Origin of the sequence: Mycobacterium sp. GA-2829, assembly GCF_001499965.1 — a bacterium.
Taxonomy (GTDB): domain Bacteria; phylum Actinomycetota; class Actinomycetes; order Mycobacteriales; family Mycobacteriaceae; genus Mycobacterium.
In genome coordinates this window covers 39,301-51,792 of the sequence record NZ_LQIT01000004.1, presented here as the reverse complement: position 1 = coordinate 51,792, position 12,492 = coordinate 39,301, and the positions used below count along the sequence as shown (strand labels likewise).

The 12,492-nt window shown below is 69.1% G+C and carries 14 protein-coding genes and 2 tRNA genes; 7 read left to right on the top strand and 9 right to left on the bottom strand.

Features of this window, described 5'->3' with window-relative positions; genetic code table 11:
* Window positions 1–28: 28 nt before the first annotated feature.
* From AU194_RS03760 to AU194_RS03750, 3 genes are all read right to left on the bottom strand, one after another.
* A complete protein-coding gene (locus AU194_RS03760; protein WP_059087890.1) occupies window positions 29–1,267 on the bottom strand; it encodes an MFS transporter in 1,239 nt (412 codons plus the stop codon).
* Between the two features lies 1 nt (window position 1,268).
* Window positions 1,269–2,135: a hypothetical protein gene (locus tag AU194_RS03755; RefSeq protein ID WP_059087889.1), complete on the bottom strand. Its 867-nt coding sequence runs from the start codon at window positions 2,133–2,135 to the stop codon at window positions 1,269–1,271.
* Between the two features lie 139 nt (window positions 2,136–2,274).
* Complete coding sequence (locus tag AU194_RS03750; protein WP_059087888.1) at window positions 2,275–3,240, bottom strand: magnesium transporter CorA family protein; 966 nt, start codon at window positions 3,238–3,240, stop codon at window positions 2,275–2,277.
* A gap of 30 nt (window positions 3,241–3,270) precedes the next feature.
* Between AU194_RS03750 and AU194_RS03745 the strand changes: the two genes are divergently transcribed.
* Window positions 3,271–3,633 carry a LapA family protein gene (locus tag AU194_RS03745; RefSeq protein ID WP_231743148.1) on the top strand — a complete coding sequence of 121 codons (363 nt, stop codon included), beginning with the start codon at window positions 3,271–3,273 and terminating at the stop codon, window positions 3,631–3,633.
* Here AU194_RS03745 and AU194_RS03740 read toward each other — a convergent pair whose 3' ends face one another.
* The 4 genes from AU194_RS03740 to AU194_RS03725 all read right to left on the bottom strand — a co-directional run bounded on the left by AU194_RS03740 (window position 3,634) and on the right by AU194_RS03725 (window position 7,330).
* On the bottom strand, window positions 3,634–5,166 hold the full coding sequence (locus AU194_RS03740) for an HD domain-containing phosphohydrolase (RefSeq protein WP_059087886.1): 1,533 nt from the start codon (window positions 5,164–5,166) through the stop codon (window positions 3,634–3,636).
* Between the two features lie 18 nt (window positions 5,167–5,184).
* Window positions 5,185–5,925: a hypothetical protein gene (locus AU194_RS03735; RefSeq protein WP_059087979.1), complete on the bottom strand. Its 741-nt coding sequence runs from the start codon at window positions 5,923–5,925 to the stop codon at window positions 5,185–5,187.
* A gap of 112 nt (window positions 5,926–6,037) precedes the next feature.
* On the bottom strand, window positions 6,038–6,628 hold the full coding sequence (locus tag AU194_RS03730) for a TetR/AcrR family transcriptional regulator (RefSeq protein WP_059087885.1): 591 nt from the start codon (window positions 6,626–6,628) through the stop codon (window positions 6,038–6,040).
* 6 nt (window positions 6,629–6,634) lie between these two features.
* Entirely contained in the window at window positions 6,635–7,330 is a 696-nt protein-coding gene (locus tag AU194_RS03725) for a crotonase/enoyl-CoA hydratase family protein (RefSeq protein WP_059087884.1), read from the bottom strand.
* Between the two features lie 174 nt (window positions 7,331–7,504).
* On the opposite strand from AU194_RS03725, the gene AU194_RS03720 reads away from it, so the two are divergent.
* Window positions 7,505–8,083, top strand: coding sequence for an HD domain-containing protein (locus AU194_RS03720; protein WP_059087883.1), 579 nt, complete (start codon window positions 7,505–7,507; stop codon window positions 8,081–8,083).
* On the opposite strand, the gene AU194_RS03715 is transcribed toward AU194_RS03720, so the two are convergent.
* Complete coding sequence (locus AU194_RS03715; protein WP_059087882.1) at window positions 8,073–9,071, bottom strand: DUF2235 domain-containing protein; 999 nt, start codon at window positions 9,069–9,071, stop codon at window positions 8,073–8,075. The two genes, AU194_RS03720 and AU194_RS03715, sit on opposite strands and share 11 nt — an antisense overlap.
* Window positions 9,072–9,508: 437 nt before the next feature.
* Complete coding sequence (locus AU194_RS03710; RefSeq protein ID WP_231743158.1) at window positions 9,509–10,159, bottom strand: MBL fold metallo-hydrolase; 651 nt, start codon at window positions 10,157–10,159, stop codon at window positions 9,509–9,511.
* A gap of 173 nt (window positions 10,160–10,332) precedes the next feature.
* Here AU194_RS03710 and AU194_RS03705 point away from each other — a divergent pair, with 173 nt between their 5' ends.
* The 5 genes from AU194_RS03705 to rpmG all read left to right on the top strand — a co-directional run bounded on the left by AU194_RS03705 (window position 10,333) and on the right by rpmG (window position 12,490).
* A complete protein-coding gene (locus AU194_RS03705; RefSeq protein ID WP_059087880.1) occupies window positions 10,333–10,797 on the top strand; it encodes an Rrf2 family transcriptional regulator in 465 nt (154 codons plus the stop codon).
* Window positions 10,794–11,981 carry a globin domain-containing protein gene (locus AU194_RS03700; RefSeq protein WP_059087879.1) on the top strand — a complete coding sequence of 396 codons (1,188 nt, stop codon included), beginning with the start codon at window positions 10,794–10,796 and terminating at the stop codon, window positions 11,979–11,981. Before AU194_RS03705 ends, AU194_RS03700 begins: the two co-directional genes overlap by 4 nt.
* Before the next feature lie 117 nt (window positions 11,982–12,098).
* Window positions 12,099–12,171 (top strand) — tRNA-Thr (locus tag AU194_RS03695).
* 31 nt (window positions 12,172–12,202) lie between these two features.
* Window positions 12,203–12,276 (top strand) — tRNA-Met (locus AU194_RS03690).
* Window positions 12,277–12,322: 46 nt separating this feature from the next.
* A complete protein-coding gene (rpmG, locus tag AU194_RS03685; protein WP_011558336.1) occupies window positions 12,323–12,490 on the top strand; it encodes a 50S ribosomal protein L33 in 168 nt (55 codons plus the stop codon).
* Window positions 12,491–12,492: the final 2 nt, after the last annotated feature.

Genomic DNA, 12,492 nt, shown 5'->3' with positions numbered 1-12,492 from the left:
AACGATAGAGCGCGGGTCCGACGCTCGCCTACGCCGCGACGCTGTGAGGTCCGGTCAGCGCCGACGGACGGCACAGCACCGCGACGGCCACCACCGACAGCGCGGCCACGCCGAACGCGACGTAGACGTTCAGCGCGTCGGCCGCACCGCCGAGCACGGCCGCCGCGATCGGGCGGGACCCGAGGAAGCCGACGAGCCACAGCGCCATGATCCGGCCGCGCAACTCCTCCGGTGCGCGTTCCTGCACGACGGTGCTCAGCCCCGTCATCGCCCAGCCGAATCCGAGGCCGGCGAGCCCGAACCCGACCAGCGCCACCGGTGTCGTCATCGCGAAGGCCAACACGCCACAGCCCGCGCAGAGCAGCCACAGCCCGACCGACGACACGACGGCCGAGGCGATCCGCCCGCGCAGCAGCGCCAGCACGGCCATGCCCAGCGCCGCGCCGATCCCGAATACCGCTGACAGCGCGCCGACCAGGCGGGTGTCGCCGCCGAGGGAGTCGGCCATCGACGGGGTCAGCGTGATCGACGGATCCGCGGCGAACCCGACCGTCGTCACCGCCAGCAACGCCAGGAACAGCGGCTTGTCGCGCCAGACGTGCAGCAGCGCGACGCGCACGCGGTAGTCGGCGCCGTCGCGTTTGGGCGGGGGTGCGGGGAACCGGACCACCAGCAGGAAGATCGCGAAGACCAGATGCAGCGCGGCGCTGACCGCGAACGCCTCGGCGTACCCGAGGTGGGCGGCGATGTAGGCGCCGATCACCGGGCCGATCATCCGGCCGATCGTCATCGGAATGCTGTTGAGCGCCATCGCCGTCGACAGCTCACCGTCACGGATCAGGTTCGGGACGATCGACTGCATCGCCGGACCACCCACGACGAACCCGACACCGACGAGCAGCGTGCCGAGCAGGATCGCCGCTGCGGCCTGTCGCTCCGAGATCGCGAGCCACACCGCGATCGATCCGGACCCCATCAGGCACAGGATCCGGCCGAGCATGATCTGGCGCTCCGGGTTGCCGGTGTCGGCCCACTTGCCGCTGGTGGGGCTGAGGATCAGCTGCGGCCCGAACTGCACGACGCCGACGAGGCCGACCATGAGCGCCGACCCCGTCGCCTCGTACATGACGATCGCGGCGACGATGCCGTGCGTCCACACGGCGACGACCGAGAACATCTTGCCCCAGAACAGCGCCCCAAAGACCGGGTCGAACATCAGGCCGAGCGCGCCGCGCGCCTGCGGCGGGGCTGTCGTCTGCTCGGTCACCCTAATTGCATAGCACACCCATGTATCTGGCTCTGCGCCAGAGACCGCGCGCGACCAACGCTGCGTGCACGGCGCGCCCGACCGAATGAGGGGTGCGCCTCGGATGCGCGCGGACGTGGATCCACCCCAGCCGCTGAATCAGTTCCTCGGTCCTCAGAAACTGGACCATCGCGTAATTCTCGATCGGGCCTGGTTCCACGCTCACCCCGACCTTCGCCCACTCCCAGCCCATCGCGATGCGGGCCGACCACGACTCGTCCTCGACGTGGATGTCCGTGGTCGGCGTCGGAATGCCAGCGGTGACGAGACCGACGCGCAGCGCGCTCTCCTCCCGCGAGTGCGACCCGGCGTCCATCAGGCTCACCGCCTCCCGGGCCGCCGGTAGACCCCGCATCCCGGCGTACCGGTCGATCAGCTGTCGCACGTCGGCCTTGGTGAAGTCATTCTTGGCGGCGAGCGCGTCGAGTACGGCCACCGCCTGGACCAGCGGGAGGCGGCGGGCGACGTCGAGTGCGGTGCGGGCGGGTGAGGCCGCGGTGAGCCAGTTGCCGCGGCGGATCTCATCGTCGGAGATGCGCTCGTCGTGGATCTCGACGCCGGGCGTGGGTCTGCGGTACGGGGCGATGAGGTCGACGTCGTGCGATTTCAACGCCCAATAGACGCCGTACTCCCACGCCGCCGCCCGGCCGGTGACGATGCCCTTGCGCTTGGTCCACAGGTACGCCGCGAGTATTCGCCTGCTTTCGGTGCGTGGCGCGTCGTTGTGCAGGTAGACGTCCGGATGCAGTGCGGTGTAGTTCCACCGCAGTTGGCCGCGGGTCAGCCGGCCCGCGGCGATCTCTTCGGAGCCCACGATCGGGTAGTGCATGTCGCGAGCTTCCGGGGATGGTGTGACGTTTTCGTGCTTGAGCGCCGTACCTACACCAGGGCTGTGGATGAAGCGGACGGCTGTGGATTCACAGCCCTGGTGTAGGTCGGGCGCACAGCGTTGCGGGAGGGAGTGCCTCTCAAAGCCAGTCGCGGCGTTTGAACATGACGTAGAGGATCGCCACGAGCAGCACGATGATCACCGAACTCGTGATGAATCCGGCGACGGTGTCGATGCCCGGATACGCGACGTTCTGGCCGTAGAAGCCGGTGATCGCCGTCGGGACCGCGATGATCGCCGCCCAGCCGGTCAACTTCTTCATCACCATGTTCAGCCGCGCGTCCTGCAGCGACAGGTTCGTCTCGAACACCGTGGTGATCATGTCGCGCAGCGATTCGGTCCACTCCGAGGCGCGCAGGACGTGGTCGTACAGGTCGGCGTAGCGCGGGTCCAGCTCGGGCGAGATCTTCGCGTCCTGCCTGCGGTGCTGGATCGCGCTGACGACCTCGCGCATCGGCAGCACCACGCGGCGCAGATGGACGAGGTCCTTCCGCAGCTGAAAAGTCCTGCGCTGCATGACTTTACCGGGCAGCGTTTCGGCGAACAGCTCGTCCTCGAGCGCTTCGATCGCATCGTCGAGGTACTGCACCGCGTCGAAGTGGCCGTCGACCACGGTGTCGAGTAGTGCGTGCACCAGGGCGCCGACGCCGAACTGCTGACCGCCGAGCTCGTCGAACCGCTCCGACACCGCGTCGATGTCGAAGTCCGGCGACAGCCGCACCGTGATCAACCCCTGAGGCAGCACGAAGCCCGAGATGCGGTGGACGCGCAGCTCGGCGCCGGTGTCGACGCTGTAGACGGTGAAGAACGTGTGGGTCGGGTAGATCGTGGCCTTGGTGCGCTCGGCTTCGGCGACGGCGTCCTCGACGGCCCACTTGTTGAGGCCGAGCTCGTGGGCGAGGTCCTTGAGAATGGCGTGGTCGGAGGCGTAGACGTCGGCCCACACCAGCGTGCCGGGTTCGACGAGGTAGTCCGAGATCATCGAGAACTCGAAGTCGCCGTGCGGTTCGCCATTGCGCCAGACCCGGCCTCGGACGTCGCTCACCGGCCCATCTTGTCAGCCCAACCTGGTGTGATGGAGATCACTTCGGGCGTAGCCTGGAGTGACCTCGGAGGAAAGAAGGATGCGATGAAGGGTGCGCATCACGATCCCATCGACCACGCACGGACCTACCAATCGCGTGCCGGCGAATCGTTCATCGACACGCTGTGGTTCCCCGGGCTGGTGTTGATCGCGCTCGGCGTCATCGGGTTGGCGGCCATCGTGGCGTCCGCCGCGTACGGCGAGGGCCACCTGGTCCTGCCGCTGGCCCTGGTCACCGGCGCCGTGGTGACCGCGGGCGGCGGGCTGATCGCGCTGGAGCACCGGCGAGTGCTGAAGATCGAGCGGCTCTGGCAGACCCAGCACTCGGACAACACGCACCGCCACGCCGCCTGATCAGCGGCCGAGCAGCCCGTGCTCGAGCGCGTAGAGGCTGGCCGCGACGCGGTTGGACACGCCGAGCTTGGCGTAGGTGCGCTCGACGTGGTTGCGTGCGGTCTTCTCGCTGATCACCAATCGGGCGGCGATGTCCTTGTTCGTCGCCCCCTGCGCGACCAGGCGTAGCACCTCGGCCTCGCGTGCGGTCAACCCCGCGGGCCGGGGTTTCGGACCGGCCGATCCGCCCGCGGCGTGCAGCACCGCCTCGACGGCAACGGGGTCGAGACCGCCGTCGCGCACCTGCTGTTGCAGCCGGCGTGCGGCGTTGCCCGCCGTCATCGCTCCCCGGTACGGCCGGGGTTCGAGCGCCGCGCGGTAACTCACCGCGGCGGCGAGCACACGGTCGGGCATCGTCAACTCCCGCGCACCGAGTCCGCGCGGATAGCCCGTGCCGTCGAGCCGTTCGTGGTGGTTGGCCGCGACCGACGCCACCGTCGCGAGCCCCGCCACCTGATGCAGGATCCGTTCGGTCAGATACGGGTGCAACCGCACCCGCTCGAACTCCGCCATCGACAACGCCGACGGTTTCGACCACACCTGGTTCGACACCCCGATGCGGCCCACATCGTGGACATGGCCGGCGCGCCGCGTCACCGCGACACTCTCGTCGCTCGCCCCCATCGCGATCGCCGCATCGGCCGCCAATGCCGCGACCGCCCGCGAATGTCCGACCGTGAAGGGACATTTGAGGTCGACGAAATCGCCGAGTGCGACGAGCAGCGCGTCGAGCCCGGCGGCGTCGAGTTTGGTGTGGCGGTCGGGTGCCTGCTGCAGCGCCGTCGTCCAGACGTCCCCGGTCATCGGGACGGCCAGGACGGGTTCGGGGTCGGCGACGAACGCGTCGACGACGGCGGGGTCGAACTGCCCGCCCCGGCGGCCGCGGGCCATCGCGACCGCACCCTCGGTGCCGTAGCCGCGCTGGTGCACCTCGACCATGTCGGCGAACTGCGCGACCCGCATCTCGATCGGAATCGCCTCGCCCGCATGCCCGTTCGGCAGTCCGCCGCCGTCGAACCGTTCGAATGTGTAACCGAGGACGCGCTGTACGTCGGCGTCGAGGCCGATCCGCTCGGCCAGCATCGACGCCGACGCGCAGTGCGAATGGATGAGTTGCGAGATGTGTCCGCGCGCACCGGCATACAGCGTCGCGGCGGTCCGGATGCGCTCGAGCAGCGGTTCCCCGCGGGCGATGTTGGCGAGCAGGAACCGGTGGTACGGCAGTCCCGACCAGTCGACGAGGTAGGAGTCCCGGCGCACCGCGATGTCGTCGCCGAACCACCGCGCGTACTCGTGGGAGTCGGCGTGACAGCCGATCCACATGATCAGCGTCGAGTAGTAGGCGCAGTCGCGCTGCTCGGGGGTGAGCCCGAGCCGGTCGGCCAGCCGCGTCGCGATGAGCGCCGAGCGCAGCATGTGCTCAGCGGGCTGGCCGAGGCCCAGGTCGATGGCCACCGACAGGGCCGCGAGGACTTCCGCGCGGGTCGTCACCATCTGATTTTGCGTCGTCGGTCAGGTCAGTGACAGCCGATCGGCGTCCTGGTGTCGGCGCCGGTCGAACGGATCGAACAGACCCTGCCCGACGACGCAGATACCGCGTTGGGGCAGCCGGAAGTCGGCGAGCCGCGCCTGGCTGGGCAGCGGACCCGTCGGGCCGAGGTCCCTGCCGCGCACGGTCGCGGTGGAGTCGGCGACGACCCAGACCCGCTTGGGGCCGATGCGGAACTGCTGGCCGTTGGACGCGGTGCCGGTCAGCCGGAGGCTGCCCGCGCGCAGCGTGGGGCCGACGATGCGGCCGAGTACGGCGAGTGCCCGCGGGTCGGCCCAGGTCCTGGCGGGCAGGCGGGTGCCGACGGCGGTGAGGGCTCTGGTCGCGGCTGTCGCGGTGATGTCCACCTGCCACCGCAGGACGCCGGGGATCGTGATGCTCAGCGTCCAGGGCGTCGTCCACGTCGCGGTGATCGGGCAGACGACCGGGTCGACGGTGGTGGCGGAGCTGAAGTAGCGCGAGCAGCTCTGTGCGCCCGGGGTGGTGGCGTAGAACGTCCACACACCGTCGGGGGTGCGGTGCCACACCGAGAGGTAGGCGGGGGAGAACGAGGTGGCGGGGAAGTCGCGGAAGGCGAGGTAGTGGCCGCTGGCGAAGGGCAGGCCCATGACGCCGAAGCCGACGACGCGCTCCTCGTCACCGTCTGGAAGGGGTTGAGTCGCGGTCGCTTCCGCGGCCGCCTGGGGAGTGGGTTGTGTGTTCATGCTCCGATGCTGCGGCGCCCGGGCCGTCACGGGCATGGGGCATCCGCCTCAACTTCCGCATGTGCGATTTCGGTGTAGTTGGTTGCGGTGAGCGCAACCAGCTACACCGAAATCACGGGCGGAAGCCCGCGAGCAGTGCGTGCACCCCGACCTGCCACCGCCGGTCGACCGACCGCGCCGTCGTGCCCAGCCAACAGCCGGCCTCCTGCACGGCCAGCCCCTTCGCGAGTGCGAGCAACACATGCGCGATGTCGATGGCATCGCCGACGAGGACACCCTCGTCGAGGCAGCGCTGGATGCGGGTGAGGAAGATGTCGCGCACCGACTCGCCCGCGGCCAATTCCGCGGGGCCGGGGTCGAAGTCGGCGAACGGTCGGGAGAACATCACCTGCGCCAGCCGAGGCGACTGCGTGCAGAAGCGGCGGAACACCGGCACGATCGCCTCGACGTCGGCGACGGGATCGTCGGTGATCGGGGTTTCGGCGAGGTCGCGGCCGAGCCGGCGGAAGCCCTCGAAGAAGATGGCGCGGACGAGGCCGGCCTTGTCGTCGAACAGCTCGTAGACCGCGGGTACCGACGTCCCGGCCCGCTCGGCGACCCGCCGGGTGGTCAGCCGCGTGACGCCCTCGTCGTTGAGCGTCGCGACCGCGACCTCGAGCAGCCGGTCCCGTAGTTCGGGGGTGCGCTGCTTGGCCCTCGGCATCGCGTCCTAGCCGCCGAACTCCGTTGCCAGGCCGTCGATTCCGGCGCGGATCGCCTGCAGCGACTGCTCGCGGGCCTTGAGCTTGCTCGCGAGGTGGGCGTTGAGGTGCAGGGTGGCCGCGGCCTCGGCCGCGACCTGCTGTGCCCGTCCGACCGCGTCCTGTTCGACGATCTCGTCGAGCCACCCCGCGTCGATCGCCGCGTCGCCGGAGAACACCGCCGCCATCGAGATGCCGCGGTGGAACGCTGCGGGCGTCAACCGCATCCGCATCAGTTCGATCGCCGAGATGGGCAGCACCATGCCGATCGCGACCTCGTTGGCCTGGCAGCGGGTGCGCGGCGTGCCGATCCGGACGTCGCCGGACAGCAGCAGGAACGAGCCCATCGCGATCGCGGGTCCGGTCGCGGCCATGATGATCGGCTTGGGGAAGGTCAGGCAGCGCACGGCGAGTTCGAAGCCGCCGCTGAGCATGCCGAGGGCGGCCTGCGCGTCGCCGGAGGCGAACACCGCCAGATCGAACCCGCCGCTGAAGAGCTTCTGGTTGCCCGCCAGCACAACGGCTTTCGAATCGTCCTTCTCGGCCTGGTCGAGGGCGTCGTTGAGGTTGGCCTGCATCGCGGGGGAGAGGACGTTGGCTTTGCCGTCGTCCATCGTGATGGTGGCGACGGATTCGGTCAGGTCGTAGGTCGCGGTGTCGCTCATCGGGCTGACGTTACGTAACAACGTTACGAAAAGGAAGAGTGATGGCCAGATTCCGGCGTCATCTGTCCATCTGGACACTCGTGGTGCGCTGCCGTGCACGCGAGAGTGGATGGCGTGACGCTGACCGAAACCTCGGCATGGAATCTGCCCGATACCGACATCTGCTCGGCGGCAATGCGACTGGTGTTCGACGTCTCGACGCCGGTCATCGCCAACCACACCGTCCGCAGCTATCTGTTCGCCCGTGAACTCGCCGCCGCCAAAGGCATGCGGTACGACGACGAAGTCGTGTTCCTGACATGCCTGCTGCACGACCTCGGGGTCACTGAGCACGGCGCGGGGTCCCAGCGATTCGAGGTCGACGGCGCCGACGCCGCGCAGCGGTTCCTGTTGTCGCGCGGGGTCGCAGAGGAGCGGATCCGCACGGTGTGGGAGGGCATCGCGCTGCACACCAGCCTCGGCCTGGCCGAGCGGTTCGGCGCCGAACAGGCAGTGACGTTCTTCGGCATCTCGCTCGACATCGATGGCCGCGAAAGGGGTTTGCTCTCAGGGGAATTCGTGGAGCGGGTGCTGCAGGCGTGGCCGCGGCACGATCTCGGCTACGCGATCGCCGACCTCATCGCCCGTGATGTCGCCGCTGACCCGCGCAAGGCGCCGCCGTTCACGTTCCCCGCGCTGGTGCACGGAAGCGGGATCACCTTCGAGGACGTGGTGGCGAACTCGGGCTGGGGTGACCGGCCGGTCACGCCGTAGCGTCGGCGAGCTCGCGGGGTGCGGGCAGCGGCGTGTGCGTGGGCACGAGCCGTTCGCTGCGAGCCAGCCATTCGGCGTCGGCCCACTCGACGCGGGCGGGCAGCCGCCGCCAGTACTGCGGGTGGGCGCGGACGTAGAGCTCGACGCTGGCGTGGACGCGCGCGTCGTCGGGGAGCCTGCGCAGGGACAGCGGATGGCTGCTGCCGGCCAGGGCGTCGAACTCCGTCGGCGTGGGCAGGCGGTAGTCGCCGCGCAGGCGGATACCGGCGCGGACGGCGCCGTCGAGCACCCAGTCGAGGGCGATGTCGGCGAGTGGCCAGCACGCACTGCGGGTGCCGGCGATATCGCAGTGGGCGCCGCGGAACCACACCTCCTCGACGGTGGGGGCGTGGAGGCGTTCGCCGAAGTGGCCGCCGTCGATCGCGATGGCGTGGCGTCCGGCGGCGACGTTGGTGAGGTCGTCGGCGGTCGGGGCGGTGGTGGGGACGGTGACCGAGTCCCAGAGGCCGAGGTATTCGACGGGGACCGCGGCGCGGTCGCGGCCGGTCAGCGATGCGGCGAGACGGCTGACGCGTGCCCAATCCGCAGGGGTGCGGTCGGTGCGGGGGAGGACGTAGGTGTCGACGAGGTAGTCGAGTAACTGGTCGCGGCGGTCGTGCCAGATGCCGATGGTGCCGAGCAAGCGGGCGAGTTCGCGTGCACAGGAAGCGCCGCGGCCGACGCCGAAGAGGTAGATGTCGTCGCCCGGCGACCAGGTGTCGAGGAGGAAGCGGTAGGCGTCGACGATGCTTGCCCTGGCCTGTTCGGCGGCGGCATTGCGCCATTTCAAGGGGTTGGCGCCGCGGGGTTGGGCGCCGTGGCCGGCGTCGTACCAGGTGAGCTGGTCGGGGGAGCGCTCGACGAGGCTGAAGAGGGCGCCGGCGTTGGTGGAAGCCTGCTGACTCGGATGCGTCTGCGTGCGGTCAAAGCACAACACGATGTTCTTCACAGCAACCCCCGGCTGAGAACTGGCTTCGTTTGTCCTTAGTTTGCCCGTTCGGCCCGGCGATGTCGATACTTTCCGGGGGACTTAATGCGATTTGGCGACGGATTCTGTCGATGTCACGGTTCTCGGATACGGATTCCGTGGCACTCGGTGCGAAAACCCGGGGGAACGCGTGCTGACGGGTTCGGGGCTCGTGGGGCGGGTGGGACGTTGCCGAAGCTGCGGGACCGCGTGGGAAACCGGACGCGGCGCCGCGGGGAGCGCGGTGATATCGCAGGCGATATCAACTCCAGAGGGGACATACCGTCCGAAATCCGCGCCGCCGCAGGTGTGTGGGTCGTCAGAACCGATATCGCCGGCGATATCGCGTTCGTAACCAGGCGGCGGCCGGGAGGCCGTTTTTCCGCCGTGTGGTCACGAACGCGGACGCGGTGGCGGTTTCAGCCGCCCATCAACATCCGCCACTGCGCCAGGTCGCCCGCCCGGTACACGTAGTTCGTCCGTCGCACCTCATCCAGCGCCGCACTGGGCTCCGCCGAATACCAGTGCCCCGGGAACACCGTCGGATTCCCCGAGAGCTGAGCCAGCGCCTGCAGGCTCCGGAACATGTCGTCGACGTTCCCGCCTGGGAAATCCGTCCGCCCGCACCCCTCCAGGAACAGCGTGTCCCCGGCGACCAGTCGCCCGTCCAGCAGGAAGCACTGACTGCCCGGCGTATGCCCCGGCGTGTGCAGCAGCTCGATCTCGATCGCGCCGACCGAGACCACATCCCCATGCGAATGCGCCGTCAGGTCGCCCCGCGGAATCCCCGTCACCCGCGAAACCCAGTCTGCCTCATGGCTGTTCACATGCACCGGCACGCTGACCCGCTCCAACAGCTCCGCCAGCCCGGCCAACTCGAAGCCCATCATCGACCCGCCGACATGGTCGGGGTGATGATGCGTCGCCAACACCCCCGACAGATGCATCCCGTCGGCCTCCAACGCATCCACGAGATCCCCCGCCGCATACGCCGGGTCCACGACCACGCAGTCGCCGGTCTCGCGATCCCCGATGAGATACGCGAAGTTGCGCATCTGCGTCGCAATCATGTCGCCCACGGCGAAGTCACGGCCGGCGAGCAGCTGTCGGAAGTAGAGGCGGTCCGAATTCGTCACGCCCGACAGCGTAAAGCGGCAGGTGGAAAAACCGCACGTCGCGGGGTGTTTAACCGCACACGCTCAAAAGTGGCATCCAAGCTGCGCATTTACATACCGTTCGATTCGTGCAACTCACCCGATTCACCGACCTCGGCCTGCGGACCATGATGCTGCTGGCCGCGGGCGAGGCCGACGGGCAGCGCGTCACCACCCGCACCATCGCCGCGGGCGCCGCCGCGTCCGAACACCACATCGCCAAGGCCGTCGCCCGCCTCGCCGACCTCGGCATGGTGAACGCGCGCCGTGGCCGTGTCGGCGGTCTGGAACTCACCGACGACGGCCGTCACGTCTCGATCGGCTGGCTGATCCGCCGCCTCGAAGGTGACCGCGAGGTCGTCGACTGCAGCGGCGAGACCGCCTGCCCGCTCGTCGCCGGCTGCCGCCTGCGCAAGGCGCTCGCCGACGCCAAGGAGGCCTTCTACCGCGAACTCGACCGCTACACCCTCGCCGACCTGGCGACCCCCGCACTTCCCCTGGTGTTCCTCGGAACACCGCCGAAGACCCCCACCGAGGAAAGGAACATCCCATGACCACCGTCGTCGGCGAAGAGCTCGCCCCCGCGCACGCCCAGACGATCGCCGCCACCCTGCCGCTCGTCGGCGCGCACATCGACGAGATCACGACGGAGTTCTACCGCCGGATGTTCGACGCCCGCCCCGAACTGCTGCGCAACCTGTTCAACCGCGGCAACCAGGCCCAGGGCGCCCAGCAGAAAGCGCTGGCCGCGTCCATCGCCACCTACGCGACCTGCCTCATCGATCCGAACCTGCCGCATCCGGCCGAGCTGCTCTCCCGCATCGGCCACAAGCACGCCTCGCTCGGCATCACCGCCGACCAGTACGAGATCGTCCACGAGCATCTGTTCGCCGCGATCGTCGAGGTGCTCGGCGCCGACACCGTCACCGCCGACGTGGCCGAGGCCTGGGACGCCGTCTACTGGATGATGGCCGGCACCCTCATCGAGCTCGAGCGCGGCCTGTACGCCGCGGCCGGCGTCGACGACGGTGACGTCTACCGCCGCGCCCGCGTCGTCGCCCGGGAAGACGACCCGTCCGGCGCCGTGCTGCTCACGGTCCGCTCCATGGGCGCCCCGTTCAGCGCGTTCCGCCCCGGCCAGTACGTGTCGGTCGGCGTCACGCTGCCCGACGGCGCCCGCCAGCTGCGCCAGTACAGCCTCATCAACACCCCGGGCGACGGCGAGCTCACGTTCGCGGTCCGCCCCCAAGGCGAGGTGTCGACCTGGATCCACGCCAACGTCCACGAGGGCGATGTCCTCGACGTCACCGTCCCGTTCGGCGACCTGCCCGACCCCGACCAGCACCACCGCCCGCTCGTGCTGATCTCCGCGGGCATCGGCATCACCCCGATGATCGGCATCCTCGAACATCTCGCCGCCGTCGCGCCTGCGACGACCGTGAAGGTCTGGCACGCCGACCGGTCCACGGAGACCCATCCGCTCCGGGATCGGCAGCGGGAACTGGTCGCCGCACTGCCCGACGCCACGCTCGAGGTCTGGTACGAGGAGGCCGCGCCGGAGGCCCGTGAGGGTCTGCTCGACGTGACCGCCGTCGACCTGCCCGACGACGTCGAGGTCTACCTGTGCGGCGGGACCGGATTCGTCCAGGCCGTGCGCGCTCAACTGCAGGAACGTGGCGTGCCGGCCGACCGGGTGCACTGCGAACTGTTCGCGCCGAACGACTGGCTGCTGTCCTAGGAGGGGAATCAGAACGGCCCGCGCACGGTTGTGATGACCAGCGGTTTGGTTTGTGCGCGGGCCGGGCTGTACTCTCTTCAATGCCCGCGGCACGGTCTTCCGCCGTTCGAGGGTCAGGCCCCCTTAGCTCAGTCGGCAGAGCGTTTCCATGGTAAGGAAAAGGTCAACGGTTCGATTCCGTTAGGGGGCTCGGCGACCGCCGAGTGGTAGGCGCCTGGAATGGCGGTGTAGCTCAGCTGGTTAGAGCGCACGACTCATAATCGTGAGGTCGGGGGATCGAGTCCCCCCACCGCTACAGAGCACGAGTAACGCACGAGATTTGATGAAAGAGGGCAGCTGACGTGGCCTCCAGTACCGACGTCCGGCCGAAGATCACTTTGGCCTGCGAGGTGTGCAAGCACCGCAACTACATCACGAAGAAGAACCGTCGTAACGATCCCGACCGCCTCGAGCTGAAGAAGTTCTGCCCGAACTGCGGTACGCATCGTGCGCACAAGGAGTCGCGCTGATC